This window comes from Chryseobacterium sp. MYb7 (genome assembly GCF_002979455.1).
Classification (GTDB): domain Bacteria; phylum Bacteroidota; class Bacteroidia; order Flavobacteriales; family Weeksellaceae; genus Chryseobacterium.
The window spans coordinates 17,287-41,444 of sequence record NZ_PCOU01000002.1; the positions used below are offsets into that span (position 1 = coordinate 17,287).

Here is a 24,158-nt window from a genome sequence, read left to right on the forward strand (position 1 = left end):
TCAGGAATGTCTGTTTTATTTTGGAAATTAATTTTCAAAAATTATTGAAAATTCAAAAAATATAATTACATTTGTTACAGAAATTAAAAAGGGAAATACAATGCAACTTTCAGAAGCAAAAGAAAAATATATTCAGACCTGGGGAACCTTTGCTACCAATTGGGGAATCAACCGTACGATGGCACAGGTACATGCGCTGCTTTTGGCTAGTGGAAGACCCCTTTCTACCGATGAGGTAATGGAACAGCTGGAGATTTCAAGAGGAAATGCCAATATGAATCTTCGTGCCCTGATAGATTGGGGAATCGTGAAGAAAGAATTTGTGAAAGGTGACCGTAAAGAATATTTTGTAGCCGAGAAAGATGTCTGGTACCTGTTCAAACAGATTACGAAAGAACGCAGAAAGAGAGAAATTGAGCCTGTCATTTCCTTTCTTGAAGAGTTAAAAAATATTGAAGATAAAGATTCGGAAGAAGCTCAGGAATTTATCAAGCTGATGAACGATTTCAGTTCTGTAACCGGAAAAATCAATAATATCATGGATCTGGCGATAAAAAGTGATGACCATTGGCTGGTAGGGAAGATTACCAATCTGTTGAAATAAAGAACAAAAGAGGATACAAATCCTTTTTTATTTGAATTTAATTTTCAAAAATTACTGAAAATATAAAATTTATAATATCATGAAGAAATTTTTCAAAAAATACCTTTATTTAAGCCTGTTTCTAACGGTCGTTTTAATTGCTGGTATATGGTTTTTTCTGGTTGCCGAAGGCGAGTACGGCGTAACTCTATTTTTTACTATTCCGGTTTCTATAGGATTTATCATCGGATATGTAAAGTATTTTAAAAAAATTGGATTGATGAATGTCCTGAAAACTATTTTAAAAATCGTTTTAGGGCTGGTCATTTTCTCTGTGATCTTGATAGCAGCCGGAACAGAAGGAGCTCTTTGTATTATTATGGCTATTCCATTTATTGGCTTTGCCATGTTTGTGGGCTTCACTATTGGTTTTATTATTGGGGTTCTTGATGAGAAAAGACATATGGGGAGTGTTATTGCATTTCTTCTTTTCATCAATCCGGCATCTTATATTTTTGATACCTATACAAAGCCCATTGAGGAGACTATTACAACAGAAATGATTGTAAACTCATCAAACGAGAAGGTCTGGAAGCTTTTAAATACACAAATCAATTTCAATACCCCTGATTTTATACTGTTTGAAAAAGGAGTCAGTTATCCAAAGAATATAAAGCTGATAAATAAAAACGGAAAATTGGGGTATAGCTGTCAGACTAACAATGATCAACTACAGCTTAATATTGATGAGTTGATAGAAAATAAAAAAGTAAAATTCTCTCTGGAAAATCAAACTGTTCCTATGAAAGAGATCACCCCTTATAAAGATATTGATGCCAGGCATTTACATGATTACTTTATTGTGAAGTATGGCGAGATTACTTTAGATAAACTGTCAGAAAATAAAACAAAGATCATTGCGAAAACAAAATACAGTTATAAAATAGCACCCACATGGTATTGGAAAAAATGGTCTGGCTATATCATTGATAAAATGCAAACCCATGTATTACAATCTATAAAAACACAATCTGAAAATGAATGATCTGCAACAATATTTTGACCGCCTGCAGCCAAGGTATTATATTAATGAAATTGCATCTTTAGGATTTACCAGACTGTTCAGAAAGATGGCCGTTCAAAAGGTAAAAAGCTATGGAGACAAAAGAGTTTTGGATCTGATGAGCGGGCAGGGAGAAAATCTGGAATTTATACAATCTCACAATAAAAATACAGCAATTGTAGCACTGGATTATTCTTCAGCAATGCATATGAAACTGGCTGCAACATTTGGTAATAAGCTATCAATACAACAGATCCAGAAAGATTTTTTTGAAAGTCAAATTCCAGATCATTCTATGGACATCATACTTTGCTCTTACGGAACAAAGACAATAGAAGAAGATCAGAAACCAATTTTTGCCGACAGACTGTCAAGAATCATTGATGAAAAAGGAGAAATCATCATTGTAGAATTTGTAAAACCGAAAACAAAGTGGAGATTCAGCTGTGTGAAATGGTATATCGAAGTACTTGTTTCAAAGCTTTTTGGAAACGAATTTGGAAAACTGTTTCACTATATCAACAAAAATGAAAGCCTTGAAGATCTTAAAAATCAATTTAGCAAAAACAGGCTTTCTATCATATCTCACAAAAGATATCTTGATTTAGTTGAAATCCTTCATGTGAGAAGAAACTAGTTTTTTATTTGAATTTATATTTCAAAAATTACTGAACATTTTAAATAAATAATAATCATGAAAAATTTAATCATTCACTTATTCCTGATTATTTATTTCAGAAAAAAAGGATCACTTTAAACTATAGTTAACCACTTTAAAACCTTTTAAAAAATGTCAACAATCTATTTAAACACAGTCATCAAAGCAGATATTCACTATGTCTTTGATCTGGCAAGGAATATTGATCTGCATCAGCAGTCTACCTCAAAATCTCATGAAAAAGCAATTGCAGGGCGTACCTCAGGGCTGATTGAAGAAAATGAAACCGTGACCTGGCGTGCAAAACATCTGGGAGTATACCAAAACCTCACCACGAAAATTGTCAGCATGGAGAAACCGGTTCAGTTCATTGATGTGATGCAGAAAGGAGCTTTCAAATCTATACGTCACCGACATATTTTTAAAACGGTAAACGGGAAAACACTTATGACCGATATTTTCGAGTTTGAATCTCCGCTGGGCATCATTGGAAAATTATTTAATGCTATTTTTCTTACCGGATATCTCAGAAAGTTTCTGCTCAAAAGAAACGAAATGATCAAAACGATTGCAGAATCTTCTACCCATGACGGAATAGCCATTTTTTAATCCAAAAAATACACAATTATGAATTTTTTACAAGCAGAATGGCGAAAACTGGCCATCATCAATTACGAAATCAATCCTAATATTTTACTGCCATACCTGCCAAAAGGGACGGAACTTGATTTTTACGAAGGCAAATGCTATGTAAGTCTGGTCGGGTTTATGTTTTTAAATACTAAATTATTAGGACTGCCAATCCCTTTTCACCGGAATTTCGAAGAAGTAAACCTAAGATTTTATGTAAAGAAAAAAGAAAATGGAATCTGGAAAAGGGGAGTTGTATTCATCAAAGAGATTGTTCCAAAACCTGCATTAAGCTTTGTAGCAAACTCCATTTACAAAGAAAATTATCACACTATGCCGATGAAAAATCAGATTCATGAAAAAGAAGATGAACTGTTGATCCGGTATTTTTGGAAAGATAAAAGCTGGCATTCCATTCAGATTATAGCGGAAAATACACCAAAACCTATGGAAGAAAATTCAGAATTTGAATTTATCACAGAACATTATTTTGGCTTTACAAAAAAAGAAAATACAACCTCTGAATACGAAGTATGTCATCCAAAATGGGAATATTACCCTGTAAAAGAGTACTATTTAGAAGTTGATTTTCACAAGACCTATGGAAATGATTTTGAATGCCTGAATCACCAGCAACCCATTTCTGTAATGTTGGCCGAAGGCTCAGAAATTCAGGTCAAAACCAAAAAACACATCAGCTAAAATAAAAAACTCCTGCCACAAAAATCTGTGCGATCAGTAGGCTAATCCCTTAAATTTAAAAACAATGAAAATAATCATAGCCGGAGGTTCCGGATTCCTCGGCGAAAACTTAGAAAAATACTTTACAGAAAAAGGAAATCAGGTCTACATTCTTACCCGTAATCCCAAACGTAAAAATGAAATATTTTGGAATGCTCAAACAATAGGCGAATGGAAAAGCAGTCTTGAAAAATCAGATGTTCTCATCAACCTTACAGGAAAATCTGTCGATTGCCGCTATAACGAGAAAAATAAAAATGAAATCTACTCCTCAAGAATCGAGAGCACAAGAATATTACAGAAAGCCATAGATCAATGCTCTGATAAGCCAAAAATTTGGCTGAATGCCAGTTCGACAACTATTTATGTTCATTCTGAAAAACATATCAATACAGAAGAAAACGGAATTATCGGAGATGATTTTTCTATGAATATCTGTAAGAGCTGGGAAAGAGAATTTTTTAAAGTTAAAAATGAAGAAATACGAAAAGTTGCTCTTCGTACTTCTATTGTTTTAGGAAATAACGGTGGTGCCTTTCCAAAACTCAAAATGATTACAAAGCTGGGATTAGGTGGAAAACAAGGAAGAGGAAATCAAATGGTAAGCTGGATTCATATTGACGATTTCTGCAAAGCAGTAGAATGGATTATTCAGAATGAAACTATTTCAGGAACTATTAACATAACTGCTCCAGAGGCTGTTTCCAATGAAAATATGATGAAAAAGCTTAGAAATAAAATGAAAATACCCTTTGGACTCAATGCACCTGTGTGGCAGCTGGAAGTTGCATCAGTATTCCTGAATACAGAAACGGAATTACTCTTAAAAAGCAGAAACGTTTATCCTGAAAAACTCATTAAAAACGAATTTCAGTTTACCTATCCAGGATTTGATGACGCAATTCTTAATCTCTTGGAAGCCTAATGTTTGCGGGTTTCCCAAAGGATAATTAAATTAGCGGAAAACTATTCCATATGCCGGTTACATCCAAAGTAAAACCCCTTTTTCTTTCATACTTTTTGATAAGTTCAATAGCATTTTCGCAGGCTCATAATGTGTCTGACGGCTATCAGAAGCCTACAGATCCCTTGGTTGCCCAAAATCTGGAGCAGTGGCAGGATATGAAATTCGGGCTGTTTATGCATTGGGGAACCTACAGCCAATGGGGAATTGTAGAAAGCTGGAGTTTATGTCCTGAAGACGAATCATGGACGCAGAGAAAACCTGAGCACGGAAAATCTTACTACGAATATGTGAAAAATTATGAAAACCTTCAGACAACTTTCAATCCAACCCAGTTCAATCCCCAAAAATGGGCTGATGCTGTAAAAAAAGCAGGAATGAAATACGTGGTTTTTACCACCAAGCATCATGATGGGTTTGCCATGTTTGATACCCAGCAGTCGGATTATAAAATAACATCTTCCAAGATCCCATTTTCAAAAAATCCAAAATCCGACGTGACGAAAGAAATTTTCAATATATTCAGAAAAGAAGGATTTAAAATAGGAGCTTACTTCTCAAAACCTGACTGGCACTCTGATGATTACTGGTGGTCTTACTTTCCGCCCAAAGACAGAAATGTGAATTATGATCCAAAGAAATATCCGGAAAGATGGGATAACTTTAAGAAATTTACCTTTAACCAACTGAACGAAATCACTTCCAATTATGGTAAAGTGGATATTCTTTGGCTGGATGGTGGCTGGGTACGTCCTTTTCACACCATAGATCCGAAAGTTGAATGGCAGCGCACCATTAAAGTAGAACAGGATATTGATATGGACAAAATAGGGACGATGGCCAGAAAAAATCAACCGGGGATTATCATTGTAGACCGTACCGTTCCCGGCAAATGGGAAAATTATGTAACTCCCGAGCAGGCAGTTCCTGAGCATGCTCTTTCCATTCCCTGGGAAAGCTGTATTACAATGGGAGATTCCTTTTCCTATGTTCCGAATGACAACTATAAAACCTCCCAGAAGATCATTGAAACCTTGGTTAAAATCATTTCAAGAGGTGGAAATTATCTTATGAATATCGCTCCCGGACCTAATGGAGATTATGACCCAATAGTCTATGAAAGATTACAGCAGATTTCAGGCTGGATGGAGAAAAATCAGTCAGCAGTTTTTGCGACCAGAAGCATTATACCTTACCACGAAGGAAATTACTATTATACTCAAAGCAAGGATCACCATACAGTAAATGTATTTCATCTTAGTGAACAGTCGGAATATCAGGCTCCAGCCGTTCTTACCTTTTCCATTTCCGAAACTTTTAAACCAAAATCTTTAAAAGTTTTAGGATTATCAAGCAAAATTCAATGGAAGAAAACAGCAGAAAATATCATTGAAATCAAATTACCTGAAGAAAGGAAAAATCTGAAATATGCTACTGTAATTCAAATCGTTCAATAATGAGATGTATTAGTTTTAAACTTGCTGGAGTCACATTATTGTTGAATGTTGTGATTACTTTTGCTCAAAAACCTTTATATAAAGACCCAAAGCAGCCTATTGAAACCAGAGTTCAGGACCTGTTAAAGAGAATGACTCCGGAAGAAAAATTCTGGCAGTGTTTCATGATTCCCGGAGATTTGGATAACGTCCCGAAAGCACAATATTCCCATGGGATTTTTGGATTGCAGGTAAGCGCAGGAAATCAAGGAGGTGGAGCAGCAGGGCAACTATTGAAATATAATGCCAACGAAGATGCTGAGAGACTGGTGAAAAAAATCAATGCCATTCAGAAATATTTTGTGGAAGAATCAAGATTAGGAATTCCTATTATTCCTTTTGATGAAGCCTTACATGGGTTGGTTCGGGAAGGTGCTACAGCTTTTCCGCAGGCAATTGGTTTAGCTGCTACTTTTAATCCGGAATTGATGGCTCAGGTTTCAACAGCGATTGCTACAGAGTCAAAACTGAGAGGAATTCGTCAGATTCTGACACCCGTGGTCAATCTTGCAAACGATGTACGATGGGGAAGAACAGAAGAAACCTATGGTGAAGATCCTTTTTTGACATCCGTAATGGGAGTCAGCTTTGTCAGTTCATTTGAAAATAAGGGAATTATTACCACTCCAAAGCACTTCTTATAACTTACTTGACGGAAGACCGTCAACAGCAAGCCATTGGCTGTTAACAGAGAAATTAAAAAATGACTGGAACTTCAAAGGCTTCGTGATCAGCGATGCAAGTGCAGTTGGTGGAGCGAATGTGCTTCATTTTACAGCAAAAGATTATGATGATGCCTCTGCACAAGCAATAAATGCCGGGCTTGACGTGATTTTTCAGACAGAATACAAACATTATGAGCTTTTTATGCCACCATTTTTGGATGGAAGAATATCGAAAGAAAGAATTGATGATGCCGTTTCAAGAGTATTGAAAGCCAAATTTGAGCTCGGATTATTTGAAAATCCTTATGTTTCGGCTAAGGAAATTGAAGAATTAAAGAAATTGAATCATAAATCTTTAGCAGAAAAAGCAGCTTTAGAATCTTTCGTTTTGCTGCAGAACAATAATAACACACTTCCTCTTTCTGAGAATATAAAAAAGATTCTGGTAGTGGGTACAGATGCTACAGACGCCAGATTAGGCGGCTATTCCGGGCCTGGAAATAAGAAAATAAATATTCTGGATGGACTTAAAAATTATGCCAGGAATAAAGGAGTTGAAATCATGTACTCAAAAGGAATTGACTGGAATGTAAAAGATTTTACCACCATTCCAAATGAATATTTGTCCTCAGACAACAAAAAGGGATTAAAAGGAAGCTATTTTTCTAATACAGATTTAAAAGGAAACCCAGCCTTCGAAAAACAGGATGAACAGCTTAATTTCAAATGGACCTTATATTCTCCTGATCCTGAAAAACTTCAGCCCGATCAATACAGTGTTCGCTGGACAGGGAAATTAGAAGCGCCGGAATCAGGGAAGTATCAATTGGGGTTACGAGGAAATGACGGTTTCAGGCTTTATCTTGACGGGAAATTAATCATTGATCAATGGGAAAAACTGAGCTATTCCACAAAAACGATTGCTTTAGATTTCTTAAAAGGAAAAAAATATGATCTTAAGATTGAATTTCATGAAAATCGTGGTGAAGCCAATCTGGAACTGATCTGGAACTACGGCCTGCACAATTATCAGAAAGATTTTAAAGAAGCTTTGGACCTTGCTCAAAAAGCAGACTATATCATTGTTACAGCCGGAATTCATGAAGGGGAATTTCAGGACCGCTCATCATTAAGTCTGCCGGGAAACCAGGAATCATTTATTCACGAAGTTTCAAAATTAAATAAACCAACTACAGTTGTTTTGATAGGTGGCTCAGCCATAAAAACAACAGCATGGAAAGATAAAGTAGGAGCCATCTTAGATATCTGGTATCCGGGTGAAGAAGGCGGGAATGCCGTTGCCAAAACGCTTTTCGGAGTTGAAAACCCGTCAGGAAAACTTCCTGTTACTTTTCCGATTGAAGAAGGACAATTACCTTTAACTTACAATCATCATCCAACAGGAAGAGGGAATGATTATCATGACCTGAGCGGAGAACCATTATATCCGTTTGGCTTTGGACTGAGTTATACCACCTTTGAAATCTCCGGTTTACAGTTGAATAAAACTCAGTATTCAGAAAATGATACCATCATTGCAAAAGTAAATGTAAAAAATACAGGTTCAAAAATAGGAAGCGAAGTTGTTCAGTTATATGTAAAAGACCTGTTAGCTTCTGTTTCAAGACCCATTATTGAACTCAAAGGGTTTCAGAAAATAGAATTACAGCCTGGAGAATCAAAATCTGTGACAATCGAATTCCCTATAAAACAACTGCAATTTTTAAACGAAAAAATGAAATGGGTAGTTGAAAAAGGAACATACAGAATCATGGTAGGGAACTCTTCAAAAAACCTTTCTTTAAAACAAAATATTGAAATATTATAACAATAAAAAGAGCAGAAAAAATCTGCTCTTTTTTGAATATATTGTAAGAATCTCTAGTATTTTCTAGCCAAAAGAACATTCAGTAAGAAAGTTCCTGTCCAGTTACTGTTATTGGATCCGTTATTTCCCATAAAATCAACACGTGCTACAGACACTGTAAGTCTCGTTCTTCCCGCAGTCCCATTATTGGCAAGACTCACAAACGAAGCAGTAAATACATCAGGAAAACTCGAGTTATTTCCTGCCGTAAGGATAGGATACATATTCGTAACATTAAACGGTGTGCCCTGATATTCATAAACAAGAGTCATTCTACTGGCATTGGTATAAAGCGAAGAATGAGCATTATCTACAGACGCCTTACTCACAATCCACCATCTGTCAGTAGCAGAACCAGAGTCATAGGCAGGATTAAAATGGTTCGTCCAGTCTGCAATAGCTGTCGTTCCCAAAGCATGAGGCGGAATAAAAAGCTGCGTACCATAAATTTCCACGTTACTTGGTTTAGGAAGAACAGTAAAAGATAAATCCCAGGTTCCTCCCGTAGTATTGCTATTATTTACCACTTCAGCATAAGCCCCCGTAGGAATTACAAAAGACGCAACAGGAGTATTATCAATCCTTAAGGTATTGCCACTGGAAGCCTGGAGTGTAATGGCATTCGCGGAGATATTTTTGATTTTATAAATTCTCCCGGTAAAACTTGTAGTTCCTGCTCCAACAACAGGAAGTGTAAATGTAGCATCAGCCGTCCCGTTATAGGTAATGTAATGATCAGTTGTCAGAATGCTATAAGTGGTGGCAGTGACCTCTTTGTACCCAGCCCTTAAGGAACCGTTGATGGCGAGAGTACTGTTTGGAGTTAAGGTATTAATACCTACTTGTGCAGACAAGGGCAGAGCCCCAAATAAAAGAATTGAGATGTATTTTTTCATATTCTATAAAATTGGTTTCAAACAAAAATATAAAAAATATGATGCAAAAATCACCTTATAAAGAATTATTTGTATGTTTTTAATACGAATAATCCTTTATGCTTTTTAATAATAGTAATAATATTTTAGATCAGACGACAAGGTACTTCCAGATCCTCAGTAAGATAGTAGCTGCAGCATAGCCGGTGATAACCATCAGCAATGATGAGTTCATGCTGGCCTCTTACAAGCAGTATAGGGGAAAGCTTCTTATTTTTTTGTACTTTTTTCAGATTCTCCTTTACATGAATATTGGTTTCCGGAAGCAAAGCAAGCTTACTGGCTCTTAAGATGTCTTTTGACTTTTTGGTAATAGTAGGAGCGGTCTTAAGTTTTTCAACCATTTTTTTGGCTTCATCCGGTTCGAAAAGGAGTTCCAGATAATCCTGCGCTGCAGGAAAATCGTGATCTTCCGGTTCTTTCATCCAGATACTGTCTTTAGTTTGATTGTTTTTTTTCGTGGAAGTCTTCATAAACGCTTATTTAAAGGATAAATAAATGTATGAAAAATAGAGCATCTTTTAATATTACATTGTGTTTTTTACGGGTTATAAAAAAATATTGGTATGATATATGCAAGATTGATAATGAACCGGAATGAATTTAATTAAATGATATTGAATTAATTGAAATCATTCAAAAATATGAGCATTATGAAAAAGTTATTAATTTCAACAGTACTGTTACTAGGTTTATCCATGAATGTTTCTGCACAGAAACATCCACCCGTTCCTCCACATCCTTCAAAAAGTGAGTTGGTGAATATTAAAATGCAGGAGCTTACCAAAAAATATAATACAGAGAAAAAACTCATCCTTAATCATCCTCTTGCCACTAAACAGATGAAAAGAGATCAGATGAAAGCCTTAAACCAAAGGTATGCGACTGAAAAACGATTACTTAGACAGGCAAAATAATAAAGAATTCTTGCAGTTATAAAAATTGAAAAAGCCAATTTTCATATGCTGTGTTTTGAAGAATTTTTAATATATGATAAAAAATATTGAAAGAGAATGCGTTTTGTGTTCTCTTTCTTTGTTTAAAATTGAATGAAAATAGCTTTATTGATGCATTTTAAGATCAGTTTACAGAAACATGAAACATCCAATATTTTTCCTTAAATTCGCATAAAAATTTTTAAAGTAATGAATTACGATATTATTGTCATTGGAAGTGGTCCTGGTGGATATGTTACTGCGATCAGAGCAGCGCAATTAGGTTTCAAAACCGCAATTATCGAGAAAGAAAATTTAGGAGGAATTTGCCTTAACTGGGGATGTATTCCAACTAAAGCTTTATTGAAATCTGCTCAGGTTTTTCATTATATCAACCACGCTGAAGATTATGGTTTGAATAAAGTGGAGGCAAGCTTTGAATTCCCAAATGTAATTCAGAGAAGCCGTGGTGTTGCCAGCAAAATGAGCAAAGGAATCGAATTCTTGATGAAAAAGAATAAGATTGACGTAATTCTTGGTACTGCAAAAGTACAGAAAGGTAAAAAAGTTTCTGTTACGGATAAAGAAGGTAAAGTAACTGAATATACAGGTACTCACATCATTATTGCAACTGGAGCTCGTTCAAGAGAATTACCAAACTTGCCACAGGATGGTAAAAAAGTAATCGGATACAGACAGGCATTATCTCTTCCTGAGCAGCCAAAATCTATGATCGTTGTAGGTTCTGGAGCTATCGGGGTAGAATTTGCTGACTTCTATAACACAATGGGAACTAAAGTAACTGTTGTTGAATTTATGCCAAACATCGTTCCTGTAGAGGATGAAGAAATCTCTAAACACTTAGAGAAATCTCTGAAAAAGACAGGAATCGAGATCATGACCAACGCATCTGTAGAAAGCGTTGATACAAGTGGAGAAGGCGTAAAAGCTACTGTGAAAACAGCTAACGGAAATATTACTCTTGAAGCTGATATCTTATTATCTGCTGTAGGTATTGCTGCTAACATCGAGAACATCGGTTTAGAAGAAGTAGGAATCCAGACAGATAAAGGAAGAGTATTGGTAAACGAATGGTATGAAACTTCAGTACCTGGTTACTATGCCATTGGAGATATCATCCCAACTCAGGCATTGGCACACGTAGCTTCTGCAGAAGGAATCACTTGTGTTGAGAAAATCAAAGGAATGCACGTTGAAAAAATCGACTATGGCAATATCCCAGGATGTACTTACTGCCACCCTGAAGTAGCTTCTGTAGGTCTTACTGAAAAGCAGGCTAAAGAAAAAGGATACGAAATCAAAGTAGGTAAATTCCCTCTTTCTGCAAGTGGTAAAGCTACTGCAAACGGAAATACAGACGGATTTATCAAAGTAATTTTTGATGCTAAATATGGTGAGTGGTTAGGATGCCACATGATTGGTGAAGGAGTAACGGATATGGTTGCTGAAGCTGTTGTTGCTAGAAAACTAGAAACTACAGGTCACGAGATCATCAAATCTATCCACCCGCACCCAACAGTTTCTGAAGCCATTATGGAAGCTGCTGCTGCTGCTTACGGTGAAGTGATTCACATTTAATCAATTATTTTAAATATATAAAAGCTCAGATTTTTCTGGGCTTTTTTTAATAATTAACTATGAAGAAAATATTTTTTTTATTTGCAATCCTTTGTTCCTCCTTCATTTTTTCTCAAGAAAAAGAAAACAAAAGATATTTTCCAGCGGAATATGTTTTAAAAAAGTCCGGAGATACCATAAAGGCTAGAGTGAGAAATACTGGTATGTATACTAATAAAAAATATTCATTTGCTACTGTTTTATTTAAAATGAAGATGATGGATGAAAAAGGAAATACAACCTGGGTCCCCATTAATGAAGTAAGATATATTAAAATTTTGGATGAGGATAAGCAGAAGCATGAATATTTTGCATCAACGGATAAATTTATTAAAGAGAAAGGGCTGGTTGAGGTAGTTTATGAAGGAAAGAATATAAATTGGTATAAGGCTTTTAGTAACTCGATTTTGTCACAAGGTATCCAAATTGTGAATTATTTGGTGGATAAGGATAAAAATATTCTTTATAAAGAGATGCTTTTAGATGGCTTCAGTCGGAATTTAAAGAAGTTATTTAAAGAAGATTTGGATTTGACGGAAAAACTAAAGCAAGCTAAAATAGAGAAAGATTACATCAAGCTTTTACAATTATATGATAGTAAACTAAAATAAGATTTAAATGAGGCTGTCTTCCTGTCTGACAACTTTTGTCATGTAAGGAATTCTCAGAGCGTTGGTTTACCTTTTGAAACAGCCTCTTCTTTTTTATGTAACAATAAACCTAATATATTTCAAAAACCTGTTAGTTTTATTGTTTACTCTATATTCTTCTTAAATGAAGTTTTTAGATGAATTTTTAATTTATATACAGTGGATTTTCTTAAAATAATTTTAAAATTAACATATTTATAAAAATTAACTTAATTATCTCATACCGTTTTCATACATTTATTCAATGAATTTTGAGAGAGTAGGACTTGTTTTATCAGGAGGCGGTACCAAAGGAATCGCTCATGCAGGAGTATTAAAATTCTTACAGGAAAAAGGAATTGAAATTGATATCCTTTCCTGCTGCAGTGCCGGATCTATCGTAGGATGTCTTCATGCTATAGGAAAAACTCCGGAAGAAATCCTGGAATTTTTCAATTCTGTGTATTTTTTCAACTGGAAGCACTTTACCTTCAATCAGCCGGGACTTGTTTCTTCAGTGATCTTCAGAAACTATCTGAAACCTATTTTCCATGAAATGAAATTGGGTGACCTTGATATCGAGGTGAAAATTGTAGCGACTGAGCTTGTTGCCGGAACGCAGAAGATTTTTGATAAAGATTTTGAGATCGTGGATGCCATCATTGCTTCATGTTCCATTCCGGGAATTACAACACCTTATATCATTGGGGATGAAATGTATTGTGATGGGGGAGTCTTGAATAATTTTCCGGCAGATATCATCAGAGAGGATTGTGAAAAGCTTATCGGTGTATTTGTCTCTCCTCCCAACGAAGCCAAGATTAAAGATCTGAACTCCATTAAAGCGATTGTTTCCCGTTCTTACGATTTGCTTTCCTACAGGATAGAAAAAGTAAAATTTGATTACTGTGACTGGTTCATTTCGTCCCAGAAATTATCTTCTTATGGAACTTTTGAACGCAGAAAAGACAGATTGGAAGAGATTTTTAATATCGGTTACAAAGCAGCAAAAGAAAGCTATGAGGAAAGTACCTTTTTTACAGAATTAAGACAATCCGGAACATAAAAAAATCCCGCATCAATATGCAGGATTTTTATTTTATAAGAAAGGAAAGCAAATTTGAATTCTTAAAGATATGTTGTAGACAAACTACAGCACCTTCCATCTTCTATCCTCCAGCTTCCAGCCTTTATACTTAATTTTTAACCACATATCCGTCCTGACGAACAATTTCACGGTCATTAGCATCGTTGACAACCAATGTGTAAGGAGCTTTTTTTGCAGAATCTGTAAGGTAATTTCTCCAAACCTGATAGCTGTGTCCTTCATTATTGAAGTTGATGTAATAATTCCCTCCTGAACCGTCAGGAATCAGTTCCCCATCACTGATGATCATGCTTGGTTTAGCCGTAATCTTTGCATTGGCATTCCATGATTGGTAAAGGTACTTGCCATTCGGCTGCTTGTCTATTCTGATCTTGAATTTTTTGGTTTTGATAATAACAGTCTTCGGGACCTGCTGAAGGATAGAAGAGGTTATAAAACCTTCTGTTTTTGGACTAGGAACTTCTTTGGCATAAACGAAAGAAAACTGAGCTAAGCAGAAAGTTCCTAATAAAATATGCTTTATCATATTGAGTGGTTATTGGTTAACATTTCAGACTCTATCAAATATGAAGCCATTTTTTATTAAAGAGAAGACTTATCGTTCTGGAAAATAAGTCCTTAAGGCTTTTGTATAGAGGTTCTGAAAAATAATAATATTGATTTTCAATTGATTACCATTTTGTTTGTGAAATATTATCAAATTCTGAAACAACTGAATACTTTTCTTATGTACATTTGTACCATCAAAGGATCTCGTTCCTTTATTATCAAAATGAAACTAATTAACTTTAAGTTTTTTCTATTAAAAGTATCAGAAATCATCTTCACGATTTTTAATACTTCTCCTCCTGTAATTTCTTAATTTTTTTCGAAAGAATTATCACATAATTCGTACTCTGTTTTTTCATATTCTGAAGAATCAGAGCACAATCCTTGTTTTAAAATTTAATCAAAAACAAAAAAAAACAAACTATGGAATTAGCTTTTCATGGCTGGATGGTTCCGGCCGTAATTGCGCTTTTGTGCGTACTTTTTTACAAATTCATCTTAAGAATTTTCTTTGGATTAATCATTGTTCCCCAGGACAAAATAGGTTTGGTTACCAAAAAATTTGTGTTGGTAGGTAAACAGGAACTTCCTGAGGGAAGGATTATCGCCACCAATGGAGAAGCAGGTTTTCAGGCTCAGACATTAGCTCCGGGAGTCTATTTTGGGAAATGGATATGGCAGTATTCTATCGATTTTCAATCTTTTACAGTGATCCCGACCGGTAAAATAGGATTATTACTGGCAAAAGATGGTGTAGAGCTGGAAACCGGAAGAATTTTAGCCAGAAAAGTGGACTGTGATTCTTTTCAGGATGCTGAAGCTTTTTTAAAAAACGGAGGAAGAAAAGGCCGTCAGACCGCAATCATTGCACCGGGATCTTACAGAATCAATACATTGTTGTTTGAAATCGAATTAACGGATATGACTCAGATTCCTGATAATGCGGTAGGAATTATTACAACCATGGAAGGAAGTCCTCTGGAAGAAGGTCAGATTGCCGGTAAAATTATCAGTGATCATAATAAATTTCAGGATGTTGATACCTTTTTAAACAATGGAGGATATAAAGGTCTTCAGGAGCAGGTAATCCTTGCCGGATCTTATTTCCTGAACCCTTGGTTCACAAAAGTAGAAATGGTAAAAATGACGGAAATCCCGATTGGCCATGTGGGCGTTATTATCAGCTATGTGGGAGAAGATGGAAAAGATCTGAGCGGTGTTGATTTTAAACATGGAAATATTGTGGAGAAAGGTCATAAAGGAGTTTGGGCGGAGCCTATTGGTCCCGGAAAATATCCTATCAATCCATACATTATGAAAGTTGAGCTTGTTCCTACAACCAATTTAGTATTGAACTGGGCTTATGAAAGAAGTGAATCTCATCAGCTTGATAAGAACCTTTCAACCATTACAGTACGAAGTAAAGATGGTTTCCCTTTCAACCTTGATGTTTCGCAAATCATTCATATTCCAACTTATGAAGCTCCAAAAGTGATCGCCCGTTTCGGAAATATGATCAATCTTGTGAGCCAGGTTTTAGAGCCAACGATTGGAAATTATTTCAGAAACTCAGCACAGGACAGTGATGTGATTGCATTTTTAGGAAGCAGAAAAGAAAGACAGCAATCTGCCAAAGACCATATCAGCAGTGTTCTAGAACAGTATAACGTAAACGCTGTTGATACTTTGATAGGCGCGATCGTTCCTCCTGAAAGTTTAATGAAAACTTTGACAGACAGAAAATTAGCGGAAGAACAGAAAATAACTTATGAAACTGAAATGCTGGCTCAGGAAACGCGCCAAGCTCTTGAAAAAGAAACAGCCGTTGCTGATATGCAGAAGGAAATTGTAAAAGCGGATCAAGGGGTTGTGATTGCAGAAAGAATTGCTGATGCATCGGTGAAAAAGGCAACCGGAGATGCCAATTCTGTAAGATTGCAGGCGAATGCAGAAGGAGACAGATTGAAGCTATTAGCAACCGGAGAAGCTGAGAAAACAAGACTTCTGGCAAAAGCTGAAGCTGAAAAAATTGAATTGCTGGCAAAAGCAAGTGCTGAACAGATTTCATTAACTGGTAATGCTGAAGCAGAGAAAATTCTGGCCATTGGTAAATCTAATGCGGAATCCTATAAACTGTCTGTAGAAGCAATGGGCGGAAATAATTTCACCCAATTAAAGATTATGGAAAATATAGCGAGTCAGAATGTAAGAATAATGCCTGAAGTATTAATCGGGGGAAGCGGAGATTCTGCCAATGGAGGAATCAGTGGACTTTTAGGACTTCAGCTGTTGGAACAGATTCAGAAGAAAAATGTAGAAACGGTTCCTGTCACTGAAGAAAAAACGGATAATGATTCTTAACTCAATTGGCCAATAACTTACACTTAACTCAAATTTTGAATTTTTAAAATGATTTATATCGTTCAGCTCATTATAGCACTACTGATTATTAGTTTTTTTGTTTTCTCCATTATTGAAATCTATTGTGAAATTGTGAAAAAGAGTTCTAAAGCCTTTTTTGGCATGCTTATCAGCCTGATTTTATTTTTTCTAATGATTACAGTACGCAATCATTTGGTTAAAAATGAACTTGTAGAAAATATCAAAACTTCAAAAATAGAACAAAGCAATTCATCTTTTTCAAAAAGAGAATTGTCTGATATTCATATTGTAAGTGAGAAAATGAGAGTTGTTGATAAGGATATTTATATTGTGCTTATGCCTCAAAAAGATACGCTTTATATGAATCAGGATTTTCATGATAAAAATAAATTCTGGGTTCACTATAAAAAGTATGAGATTTTAAAAATTACAGCACCAGTAGGATATATCATTAAAAACTAAAAAAATCGCCCGAAAAACTTTCGGGCGATTTCATATTCTTTATGCGGTATAACTTGCAAAAGCGTCTTCCAGACTTTCAAACTTACCTTTAAACTCATCAATAGGGCAGTCCTGAAGAATATTTCCTTTGTGTATAAGAATTACTCTTGAACAAAGGGCTTCTACTTCCTGCATAATATGTGTTGATAATAAAACCGTCTTTTGCTGTCCGATTTCCTTTACTACATTACGGATTTCTATGATTTGGTTAGGATCCAGACCATTGGTAGGTTCATCCAGAATCAATAGATCCGGCTGATGAATAATAGCCTGTGCAAGCCCTACACGTTGTTTGTACCCTTTAGACAACTGACCAATTTTTTTTGATTTTTCGGGGGTAATTCCTACCAATTCTATGACCTCATCTACTCTGGATTCAGAGATTTTATGGATGTTGGCTATAAACTGAAGGTATTCTTTCACATACATTTCCAGATAAAGCGGGTTGTTTTCAGGAAGAAAACCTATTTTCTTTTTGCTTTCAATCTCATGGTCAGAGATATTCATCCCATTGAAAATAATTTCACCCTGATCAATTTTCAGTGCTCCGACAATGGATTTCATCAAGGTAGATTTTCCGGCACCGTTTGGACCAAGAAGACCAATGATTTCATTTTTATCAATAGAAATATTGATATTGTCTAGGGCAGTCTGCTCACCAAATTTTTTGGTTAAATTGATTATCTGAAGCGGCATATGTTTTACGATGTTTTTGCAAAAATAAAATAAAAAAACTCATCCGATAGAATGAGTTTCGCAATATTTATAAAATATAATTATTTTCTTGATTTTTTCTTGGTTCCGCCAGTTGCAGGTGCTGCAGTAGATGCTGTATTTCCATTTCCTTTACTCGCTGCAGGATTTACAGAAGCAGGTTTGTCATACATTGCATACTTTCCATTGGTTCTTCCGAAAACTTTCTCCACCTGTTTTTGAGTTAAAAACTGTGATTTTCCAATGTATTTTCGGTTTTTGTTGATCACCTGGATAAACTGTACGGTCTGCTGGCCGTAATTCTTTTCATAATGAAGTTCAATAATGTCATTAGGAAGTTCCAATACAATATTCTCCTCCGGAGGAGTAACAAAGCCATCCATGATCATTTTATATAATCCGGCAACATCCCCATTAAGGTTCTGAAAAGAAAAAGATCGGATTGTATTCAGGTTACTGGTGTTCAGATCCTGGTAGTTGACTGTAAATTTATCTTCCTTTTTATATAGACCAACGGAATTATCTTTACCAATTTCCACCAAACTTTCATTCTTCAACACTTTAATCTGTGAGAAAACTGAAATACCGAACATACATGTAATAAGTAGAATTATTTTTCTCATAAAATCAATTTTAATGTTTTATTACTTGGTGTACATAAATTTACTAATAAAAAAGCAAAAAACAACTTTATTAGTTCAAGCAAAAGTAACATTTTTTTTTAATATCAATAGGAGATTATCTGTGGATACTATGGATTTCATTGTTTATTTAATAAATTGATAATCATTTGATTAATGGTTTTTTGCGCGAAAGTGTTGATTCTGATTAAATTCAGATTGACAATAATTAATATGATGTAATGTGCTGAAATACAGATTGAATATTGCTCAAATACGTTGGAGTTGAAAATTAATTTGAAATAAATGTTAAAAATGCGGCTTTATAGATTAAATTCTAAAAAAGAAGTGAGAAATTCAATATTGAAGTTTTCATAAATAGTTTCATAACAGTTTTCTTCTGGAAACAGAAGATATGAAGGTTTCAAACTCTTGCTTATAGCTTCTTCCCACAGGAATCTGATGATGGCATACCACAATCTCATTATTACTGAAAGCAGTTACAAAAGCAGAATTGATGATAAAAGACCTGTGAATTCTTACAAAACCTTTACCTGATAAAGTTTTTTCCAGATCAGCAATCTTATTTTTGGAAACACAATTTTCCTGATTGGTAAGTACTATTTTGATGTCATTTCCCTGGCTTTCAAAATAAGCAATCTCCGAAAGGGAAAGTTTACGGTGCATTCCTTCAGTTTTGATGATGATAAAATCTTCGTTACTGTCCTGTGTATTTCTGAGTATACGTTCTACAGATTTGAAGAACCGTTCAAAAGTAATAGGTTTAAGAAGATAATCTACTGCTTCCAGCTCGAAACCTTCAATGGCAAAATCCCGGTAGGCTGTCGTGAAAATGGTTTTAGGTTTCTGCGGCAGTGATTTTAAAAAATCTATTCCGTTCAAATGAGGCATTTGTATATCCAGAAACATCAAATCTACAGTCTGATTCTGTAGTATTTTATAAGCTTGCATTGCATTTTGGGCTTTTCCTGTCAGCTTTAAATCGTCAATCTTAGAGATATGGTTTTCCAGCAATGAGGCAGCCAGAGGTTCATCATCTACAATAATACAGTTAATCATAATGGGAAGGAGTGGTTATTTCAACTTTAAAAATATTGTTTTCCTGTGAAACCCGAAAGGTAGATTTTCCTTGATAATGAAATTGTAATTGTCTTTGTATATTCTGCAGTCCAATTCCTTTTTCGTTATCTGCCGGGCTTTCAAAAAAAGTATTTTCAATTTTAAAAACAGAAGACTGCTTACTCGTTTCTATTTCAATCTTTATTTCTGTTGTTTCTGAATTTTTTCCTGCTCCGTGTTTAAAAGCATTTTCTACTAAAGTGAGATATAGCAGTGGTGGAATTGTGTTCTGGGAGCCTAATAGAAAATGTTTCTCAATTTTTAATCTTTCATCATGATAGCGGAGACTTTCCAGAGCTATATAATGATCGATAATATTCAGTTCATTAGAGATTGCTACCCATTTTTTTTGCCCTTTGTACAGAATATAATCCAGAATATCAGAAAGCTGGCTGATAGATTGAGGGGTTTTATCAGAATGATTAACAGACAGGGAATAAATATTATTCAGGGTATTAAAAAGAAAATGAGGATTGAGCTGGGATTTGAGTGATTGGAGTTCCAGTTCGGTTTTTTCCTTCTGCAGTTTGATAGTACGTTCCTTTTCATCTTTATACCTTATGATAAACATGATTGAGATAAAAATAAATGCACCGCTGATAATCGGAAAGGTATAATGAAGAAGCAGGTAAGGAATATCTGTGAAAATTTCAAAAGGGGTATCTTTCAATAATTCATTAATGAATAGTGGTTCTGCAATATAAACGATAAAAAACCGATTAATGACAGAAATAATATAAAGGCTGAGAAGAATAGACAGTATTAATTCAGCATACTTTTTCTGATCAAAGAAATGACGGATCAGAACAAAATAAATAAAATTGGCTCCCGCAATCTGGAAAATCCAATGGCAAAAATTATAAATAATCAATCCTTTGGTAGCTTCACTATCATAGTCTTCAGACATTCTTACCGTTCCGAATAAAAATAAAGCCGTCCAGAAAAGCAGCTGGAAGTATAGTGTTTGTCTGATCTGAATTTCTGACGGAGTTTTCATCATCCTCAAAAATATAAAATCTTAAGTAACATCAGAAAGCGGTCGTCTTAAATGCTTTAAAATAATGGCAGATGACATCATTTATTATATAGACTGCTTATTTTGCTGTTGATTCTGAATAAGCTGTAGTCTGGATCCCATATCAGAAAGCAGTCTGAAATTTGTCAACATTTGCATAAAAAAATAATGACAGAACGTTCTGAAAGGCTTTACGGATTGGATCATCTGAGAGCTGCCGCTATTTTACTCGTATTAATGTACCATTACCGTGCTTTTAAACATCCGGATTGGATTGACAGTATCGGAAGATTTGGATGGACGGGTGTGGATCTCTTTTTTGTTTTAAGTGGTTTTCTGATTTCAGGCCGGCTATTTAAAGAAATAGAAATTAAAGGGAAAATCCATCTGAATACATTTTATATAAAACGTTTTTTCAGGATTATTCCGGCTTATTTTTTTACACTTTTTCTGTATTTTACATTTCCTTTTTTCAGGGAAAGAGAAGCTTTATCTCCATTGTGGAAGTTTATGAGTTTTACTCAAAATTATGGTCTGGACGTAATCAACCGGGGAACATTTTCTCATGCATGGTCATTATGTATCGAAGAGCAGTTTTATCTCATTCTTCCTTTATTCCTTTTGATAGTGATGCCAACAAAACTGTTCAGGTATATGGCAGTTCTGATGATGACGGTTATAGGATTTTCTATGATAGCCAGACTAATGGTATGGAATGAATGTATAACAGGAGTGGATACTGCTTCCTCAGATTTCTGGAAATTCTGGTATATGAAAATATATTACCCTACCCATACAAGGCTGGCTGGACTTGGAACAGGGGTTTTGATCGGATTTCTAATGCAATATTCTTCAAAGTTCAAAAAAATAGTGAATCACAACGGAAATAAACTTTTCTTTTTGGGAATTATACTGTTGGGAATTTCTTTCTGGGTATGTGATGAGCAGGCTTCAAAAACAGCTTCTCTATTTGGATTTACACTGGTGGCAGTAAGCTATGGAATTATCCTTATGGCTGCGGTTTCCCAATCGTCTTTCCTGTACAAATCGAAGTCTTATATTACCGCTCAACTGGCCGCTTTATCTTATGCTGTTTATCTTTCACATAAAGGAATTATTCATATGGTGCAGGAGAGTTTTGATTATTTTAAACTGGAAACGTCAGATAATATAAGCCTTATGATTTGCCTTTTCGCCTGTATTTTGGGAGGTTTATTCTACAGATTTTTGATAGAAAAACCTTTTTCTATTGTTAAAACAAGAATTTTAAAAGAATCTGAGTAATCTACTAAAGCTGTTACAAAGATTATTTACAAAAAGATCTTAATTTATTTTTAACGCAAAGCTTTATCTTCTCGATCATAAAATTATAAGGAAGCTAAGCTGGAATCAATTGCATTGATTCTGATTAAGCGAACACCTATCATTTAGCTTCATCGCGACTTTGTCGCATTTCTTTTGCTTTCTTCAATATATTTTATTTGAATTATTAAACTTTGCGTTTAAATTTTTATGGAACTTAAATAGTAAAGCAAGATCCACTTCTGAAACTATTCATAAATGAAATTATTGTCCGTTTGTAATTGCTTTCAGAACTACATTCTTTATTGCAGCTTCTTTAAAACTCCAGTATTCGCGGTTTTCAGGCATTTGATTTTCAAGGATAACCAAAGTAGTATCTGTGGAAGGGAAGTGCACATTAAGGCAGGTGAAGCCATCACCAAGGCCTGTCACTGCATAATAATTCAGCCCAGCTTCTTTGATAAACCTCACATTATACCCGAATCCCATGCTTTCTTTTCCAAATACATCATGCTGAGAGCTGGTGGAAGGGGTCAGCATCTGTTTTTGAAACTCTGGAGACAGAAGTTTTCCTTTAAATAATGCCTGATCCCATTTTGCAAGATCCTGTACCGTAGAAATAATTCCTGCAGCAGGAGCAATATCGTCATTCAGAAAAGACTCTTTTACTTTTTCAAACTGATTGTTTTCGTTCATATAACCGGGAACGAGAGATTGATTATTATTTGTATTGTAAACAAAAGTATGATCCATTTTCAGTTTTTTGAAAAGAGAATTGGCCAGTTCTGTGAAGCTTTTTCCAGTTGTATTTTTAAGGATTTCTCCAAGCATCATGTAGGAAAGATTTCCATATTTGAACTGGGAACCCGTTTTGAAGATTGTGGGTTTTTCCTTATCTGTAATCCCATGGGTATGGTTCAGGAGATGATGGATCGTAACTGTATCTGCCCAGGTTTGAGTAAGAGAAGGAAGATATTTTTTGATAGGAGTATGAAGATCCAGTTTTCCCTGTTCGGCAACCTGCAGAACCAAAACAGCGGTCACCTGCTTGGAGTTTGACATGATTTCAAACTGATCATCTGTTTTCAACGGAATTTTTTTCTCAAAATCTTTGTAGCCATTGGTTTTCAAGTATTGTGTTTTTCCTTTTTGGGCCACCAAAACCACTCCGTTGAATTCTATCGGACTGGAAGCTGTGATAATGCTGTCAATTTTATGAGTATAAGCGTCTTTTTTCTGAGCTGTTACGGTAATAGACAGTAGGGTGGAAAATACACCAGTGAAGAGTAATTTTTTTATGGTCATTATATATTTTTATTATTGAAAAAAGTAAGGGATGTAAGAAATGAAAATGATTTTCAAATATATGTATTTCCTCTTTTTCTTTTATTCCAAATATTATAATAATTTAGCCTCTATGAAAATTAAAACTATTAGCCTTTCTATCATTTTTTTCTCTGTTGTTTCCTGTAAAAAAGATAAAGAATACCCAAAATATGTCGAACTGGAATCTGGAAATGGAACCTATTCACTTTATATAAAAGATGGAACTTTTGAGTTTTTAAAAACAGAACATGTAAGTTATGATCAAATCGTAACAGCAACTTTCTCTGAAGGGAAATATAAAATATCAGGTGATGAATTGATGTTGAATAGTGATAAAGGGAAAAAATATATTTTCAAGATTGGAAATGAATCTGAACTGATCCCGGAAAAAATGGATTCTTTAAAAGATTTGAAAGGATTATATCCTGTTCAAATTCTTCATAACAATAAAATGCCAAAAGAAATGGGACGTCTGGATTCTTTAGGAAGAAAAAATGCTTTGTGGCTTTATTTTAATGAAAAAGGGAAGGTGATTAACCAGCGGTTGTATAAAAATGGCGAGCTGGTGAAAGATCATTACAAATCTGATATTGTTATAAAATAAATAATCTGCAAGATTTTTTTAACGCAAAGCTTCTTTGATGCTTTTATAATTTTTAAGGAAGCAAAAAGCTGGAATCAATAAATTGATTCTTTC

24 protein-coding genes and 1 pseudogene are annotated in these 24,158 nt (G+C 34.9%); 17 read left to right on the forward strand and 8 right to left on the reverse strand.

Annotation, left to right across the window (positions count from 1 at the left end; all coding sequences use genetic code 11):
* Nucleotides 1-100 precede the first annotated feature (100 nt).
* The 9 genes and pseudogenes from CQ046_RS02010 to CQ046_RS02045 all read left to right on the forward strand — a co-directional run bounded on the left by CQ046_RS02010 (nt 101) and on the right by CQ046_RS02045 (nt 8,628).
* Nucleotides 101-604: a GbsR/MarR family transcriptional regulator gene (locus CQ046_RS02010; RefSeq protein ID WP_047388136.1), complete on the forward strand. Its 504-nt coding sequence runs from the start codon at nt 101-103 to the stop codon at nt 602-604.
* A 79-nt stretch (nt 605-683) separates the two neighbouring features.
* Nucleotides 684-1,628 carry a hypothetical protein gene (locus CQ046_RS02015; RefSeq protein ID WP_105700668.1) on the forward strand — a complete coding sequence of 315 codons (945 nt, stop codon included), beginning with the start codon at nt 684-686 and terminating at the stop codon, nt 1,626-1,628.
* A complete protein-coding gene (locus tag CQ046_RS02020) occupies nt 1,621-2,283 on the forward strand; it encodes a class I SAM-dependent methyltransferase (RefSeq protein WP_105700669.1) in 663 nt (220 codons plus the stop codon). Before CQ046_RS02015 ends, CQ046_RS02020 begins: the two co-directional genes overlap by 8 nt.
* A 153-nt stretch (nt 2,284-2,436) precedes the next feature.
* Nucleotides 2,437-2,913 carry an SRPBCC family protein gene (locus CQ046_RS02025; RefSeq protein ID WP_105700670.1) on the forward strand — a complete coding sequence of 159 codons (477 nt, stop codon included), beginning with the start codon at nt 2,437-2,439 and terminating at the stop codon, nt 2,911-2,913.
* 18 nt (nt 2,914-2,931) lie between these two features.
* On the forward strand, nt 2,932-3,636 hold the full coding sequence (locus tag CQ046_RS02030; RefSeq protein WP_105700671.1) for a YqjF family protein: 705 nt from the start codon (nt 2,932-2,934) through the stop codon (nt 3,634-3,636).
* A gap of 64 nt (nt 3,637-3,700) precedes the next feature.
* Entirely contained in the window at nt 3,701-4,600 is a 900-nt protein-coding gene (locus CQ046_RS02035) for a TIGR01777 family oxidoreductase (protein WP_105700672.1), read from the forward strand.
* 50 nt (nt 4,601-4,650) lie between these two features.
* The gene (locus CQ046_RS02040; RefSeq protein ID WP_105700673.1) at nt 4,651-6,096 is read left to right on the forward strand and encodes an alpha-L-fucosidase; all 1,446 of its coding nucleotides are present in this window, start codon (nt 4,651-4,653) and stop codon (nt 6,094-6,096) included.
* A gap of 164 nt (nt 6,097-6,260) precedes the next feature.
* Nucleotides 6,261-7,011, forward strand: a pseudogene (locus tag CQ046_RS23825) (glycoside hydrolase family 3 protein); the annotation flags it as partial.
* Nucleotides 7,003-8,628 (forward strand): beta-glucosidase, encoded by a 1,626-nt coding sequence (locus tag CQ046_RS02045; protein ID WP_262498044.1) that lies wholly within the window; start codon nt 7,003-7,005, stop codon nt 8,626-8,628. The pseudogene CQ046_RS23825 and the gene CQ046_RS02045, both read left to right, overlap by 9 nt.
* 53 nt (nt 8,629-8,681) lie before the next feature.
* Here the strand turns inward: CQ046_RS02045 and CQ046_RS02050 are convergent, their stop codons facing one another.
* Both CQ046_RS02050 and CQ046_RS02055 read right to left on the reverse strand, forming a co-directional pair.
* Nucleotides 8,682-9,563: a hypothetical protein gene (locus CQ046_RS02050; RefSeq protein WP_105700674.1), complete on the reverse strand. Its 882-nt coding sequence runs from the start codon at nt 9,561-9,563 to the stop codon at nt 8,682-8,684.
* Between the two features lie 125 nt (nt 9,564-9,688).
* Nucleotides 9,689-10,075, reverse strand: a complete 387-nt coding sequence (locus tag CQ046_RS02055) for a hypothetical protein (RefSeq protein ID WP_105700675.1) — start codon at nt 10,073-10,075, stop codon at nt 9,689-9,691.
* Nucleotides 10,076-10,255: 180 nt separating this feature from the next.
* Between CQ046_RS02055 and CQ046_RS02060 the strand changes: the two genes are divergently transcribed.
* The 4 genes from CQ046_RS02060 to CQ046_RS02075 all read left to right on the forward strand — a co-directional run bounded on the left by CQ046_RS02060 (nt 10,256) and on the right by CQ046_RS02075 (nt 13,870).
* Complete coding sequence (locus CQ046_RS02060) at nt 10,256-10,519, forward strand: hypothetical protein (protein ID WP_105680809.1); 264 nt, start codon at nt 10,256-10,258, stop codon at nt 10,517-10,519.
* A 228-nt stretch (nt 10,520-10,747) separates the two neighbouring features.
* Entirely contained in the window at nt 10,748-12,136 is a 1,389-nt protein-coding gene (lpdA, locus tag CQ046_RS02065; protein WP_047378183.1) for a dihydrolipoyl dehydrogenase, read from the forward strand.
* 59 nt (nt 12,137-12,195) lie between these two features.
* Nucleotides 12,196-12,786, forward strand: coding sequence for a hypothetical protein (locus CQ046_RS02070; RefSeq protein WP_105700677.1), 591 nt, complete (start codon nt 12,196-12,198; stop codon nt 12,784-12,786).
* A 283-nt stretch (nt 12,787-13,069) separates the two neighbouring features.
* Entirely contained in the window at nt 13,070-13,870 is an 801-nt protein-coding gene (locus tag CQ046_RS02075) for a patatin-like phospholipase family protein (RefSeq protein WP_105700678.1), read from the forward strand.
* Between the two features lie 130 nt (nt 13,871-14,000).
* Here the strand turns inward: CQ046_RS02075 and CQ046_RS02080 are convergent, their stop codons facing one another.
* Entirely contained in the window at nt 14,001-14,438 is a 438-nt protein-coding gene (locus tag CQ046_RS02080; RefSeq protein ID WP_105700679.1) for a hypothetical protein, read from the reverse strand.
* Between the two features lie 446 nt (nt 14,439-14,884).
* Between CQ046_RS02080 and CQ046_RS02085 the strand changes: the two genes are divergently transcribed.
* Together CQ046_RS02085 and CQ046_RS02090 are read left to right on the forward strand one after the other, a co-directional pair.
* Nucleotides 14,885-16,822 (forward strand): SPFH domain-containing protein, encoded by a 1,938-nt coding sequence (locus CQ046_RS02085; protein WP_105700680.1) that lies wholly within the window; start codon nt 14,885-14,887, stop codon nt 16,820-16,822.
* Between the two features lie 192 nt (nt 16,823-17,014).
* On the forward strand, nt 17,015-17,305 hold the full coding sequence (locus tag CQ046_RS02090; RefSeq protein ID WP_123906556.1) for a hypothetical protein: 291 nt from the start codon (nt 17,015-17,017) through the stop codon (nt 17,303-17,305).
* Between the two features lie 39 nt (nt 17,306-17,344).
* Here the strand turns inward: CQ046_RS02090 and CQ046_RS02095 are convergent, their stop codons facing one another.
* The 4 genes from CQ046_RS02095 to CQ046_RS02110 all read right to left on the reverse strand — a co-directional run bounded on the left by CQ046_RS02095 (nt 17,345) and on the right by CQ046_RS02110 (nt 20,815).
* Nucleotides 17,345-18,040 (reverse strand): ABC transporter ATP-binding protein, encoded by a 696-nt coding sequence (locus tag CQ046_RS02095; protein ID WP_105700682.1) that lies wholly within the window; start codon nt 18,038-18,040, stop codon nt 17,345-17,347.
* Between the two features lie 80 nt (nt 18,041-18,120).
* Nucleotides 18,121-18,681 carry a hypothetical protein gene (locus CQ046_RS02100; protein ID WP_105700683.1) on the reverse strand — a complete coding sequence of 187 codons (561 nt, stop codon included), beginning with the start codon at nt 18,679-18,681 and terminating at the stop codon, nt 18,121-18,123.
* Nucleotides 18,682-19,062: 381 nt separating this feature from the next.
* Complete coding sequence (locus CQ046_RS02105) at nt 19,063-19,758, reverse strand: LytR/AlgR family response regulator transcription factor (protein WP_105700684.1); 696 nt, start codon at nt 19,756-19,758, stop codon at nt 19,063-19,065.
* The gene (locus CQ046_RS02110; RefSeq protein ID WP_228406846.1) at nt 19,751-20,815 is read right to left on the reverse strand and encodes a sensor histidine kinase; all 1,065 of its coding nucleotides are present in this window, start codon (nt 20,813-20,815) and stop codon (nt 19,751-19,753) included. The genes CQ046_RS02105 and CQ046_RS02110 overlap by 8 nt, the downstream gene beginning before the upstream one ends.
* A gap of 186 nt (nt 20,816-21,001) precedes the next feature.
* On the opposite strand from CQ046_RS02110, the gene CQ046_RS02115 reads away from it, so the two are divergent.
* Entirely contained in the window at nt 21,002-22,117 is a 1,116-nt protein-coding gene (locus CQ046_RS02115) for an acyltransferase family protein (RefSeq protein WP_105700686.1), read from the forward strand.
* A 282-nt stretch (nt 22,118-22,399) separates the two neighbouring features.
* Here CQ046_RS02115 and CQ046_RS02120 read toward each other — a convergent pair whose 3' ends face one another.
* Complete coding sequence (locus tag CQ046_RS02120) at nt 22,400-23,440, reverse strand: serine hydrolase domain-containing protein (protein WP_105700687.1); 1,041 nt, start codon at nt 23,438-23,440, stop codon at nt 22,400-22,402.
* A 112-nt stretch (nt 23,441-23,552) separates the two neighbouring features.
* Here CQ046_RS02120 and CQ046_RS02125 point away from each other — a divergent pair, with 112 nt between their 5' ends.
* Nucleotides 23,553-24,065: a hypothetical protein gene (locus CQ046_RS02125; protein ID WP_123906557.1), complete on the forward strand. Its 513-nt coding sequence runs from the start codon at nt 23,553-23,555 to the stop codon at nt 24,063-24,065.
* The last annotated feature ends 93 nt before the right edge of the window (nt 24,066-24,158 follow it).

What these genes read in the sequence shown, in the direction of transcription:
- CQ046_RS02025 (WP_105700670.1), top strand. Translation starts at nt 2,437, where the DNA reads ATGTCAACAATCTATTTAAACACAGTCATCAAAGCAGATATTCACTAT.
- CQ046_RS02030 (WP_105700671.1), top strand. Translation starts at nt 2,932, where the DNA reads ATGAATTTTTTACAAGCAGAATGGCGAAAACTGGCCATCATCAATTAC.
- CQ046_RS02035 (WP_105700672.1), top strand. Translation starts at nt 3,701, where the DNA reads ATGAAAATAATCATAGCCGGAGGTTCCGGATTCCTCGGCGAAAACTTA.
- CQ046_RS02120 (WP_105700687.1), bottom strand. Translation starts at nt 23,440, where the DNA reads ATGACCATAAAAAAATTACTCTTCACTGGTGTATTTTCCACCCTACTG.
- CQ046_RS02080 (WP_105700679.1), bottom strand. Translation starts at nt 14,438, where the DNA reads ATGATAAAGCATATTTTATTAGGAACTTTCTGCTTAGCTCAGTTTTCT.
- CQ046_RS02020 (WP_105700669.1), top strand. Translation starts at nt 1,621, where the DNA reads ATGAATGATCTGCAACAATATTTTGACCGCCTGCAGCCAAGGTATTAT.
- CQ046_RS02010 (WP_047388136.1), top strand. Translation starts at nt 101, where the DNA reads ATGCAACTTTCAGAAGCAAAAGAAAAATATATTCAGACCTGGGGAACC.
- CQ046_RS02050 (WP_105700674.1), bottom strand. Translation starts at nt 9,563, where the DNA reads ATGAAAAAATACATCTCAATTCTTTTATTTGGGGCTCTGCCCTTGTCT.
- CQ046_RS02055 (WP_105700675.1), bottom strand. Translation starts at nt 10,075, where the DNA reads ATGAAGACTTCCACGAAAAAAAACAATCAAACTAAAGACAGTATCTGG.
- CQ046_RS02095 (WP_105700682.1), bottom strand. Translation starts at nt 18,040, where the DNA reads ATGCCGCTTCAGATAATCAATTTAACCAAAAAATTTGGTGAGCAGACT.
- CQ046_RS02015 (WP_105700668.1), top strand. Translation starts at nt 684, where the DNA reads ATGAAGAAATTTTTCAAAAAATACCTTTATTTAAGCCTGTTTCTAACG.
- CQ046_RS02090 (WP_123906556.1), top strand. Translation starts at nt 17,015, where the DNA reads ATGATTACAGTACGCAATCATTTGGTTAAAAATGAACTTGTAGAAAAT.
- CQ046_RS02045 (WP_262498044.1), top strand. Translation starts at nt 7,003, where the DNA reads ATGCCACCATTTTTGGATGGAAGAATATCGAAAGAAAGAATTGATGAT.
- CQ046_RS02100 (WP_105700683.1), bottom strand. Translation starts at nt 18,681, where the DNA reads ATGAGAAAAATAATTCTACTTATTACATGTATGTTCGGTATTTCAGTT.
- CQ046_RS02075 (WP_105700678.1), top strand. Translation starts at nt 13,070, where the DNA reads ATGAATTTTGAGAGAGTAGGACTTGTTTTATCAGGAGGCGGTACCAAA.
- CQ046_RS02115 (WP_105700686.1), top strand. Translation starts at nt 21,002, where the DNA reads ATGACAGAACGTTCTGAAAGGCTTTACGGATTGGATCATCTGAGAGCT.
- CQ046_RS02110 (WP_228406846.1), bottom strand. Translation starts at nt 20,815, where the DNA reads ATGAAAACTCCGTCAGAAATTCAGATCAGACAAACACTATACTTCCAG.
- CQ046_RS02105 (WP_105700684.1), bottom strand. Translation starts at nt 19,758, where the DNA reads ATGATTAACTGTATTATTGTAGATGATGAACCTCTGGCTGCCTCATTG.
- CQ046_RS02125 (WP_123906557.1), top strand. Translation starts at nt 23,553, where the DNA reads ATGAAAATTAAAACTATTAGCCTTTCTATCATTTTTTTCTCTGTTGTT.
- CQ046_RS02070 (WP_105700677.1), top strand. Translation starts at nt 12,196, where the DNA reads ATGAAGAAAATATTTTTTTTATTTGCAATCCTTTGTTCCTCCTTCATT.
- lpdA (WP_047378183.1), top strand. Translation starts at nt 10,748, where the DNA reads ATGAATTACGATATTATTGTCATTGGAAGTGGTCCTGGTGGATATGTT.
- CQ046_RS02060 (WP_105680809.1), top strand. Translation starts at nt 10,256, where the DNA reads ATGAAAAAGTTATTAATTTCAACAGTACTGTTACTAGGTTTATCCATG.
- CQ046_RS02085 (WP_105700680.1), top strand. Translation starts at nt 14,885, where the DNA reads ATGGAATTAGCTTTTCATGGCTGGATGGTTCCGGCCGTAATTGCGCTT.
- CQ046_RS02040 (WP_105700673.1), top strand. Translation starts at nt 4,651, where the DNA reads ATGCCGGTTACATCCAAAGTAAAACCCCTTTTTCTTTCATACTTTTTG.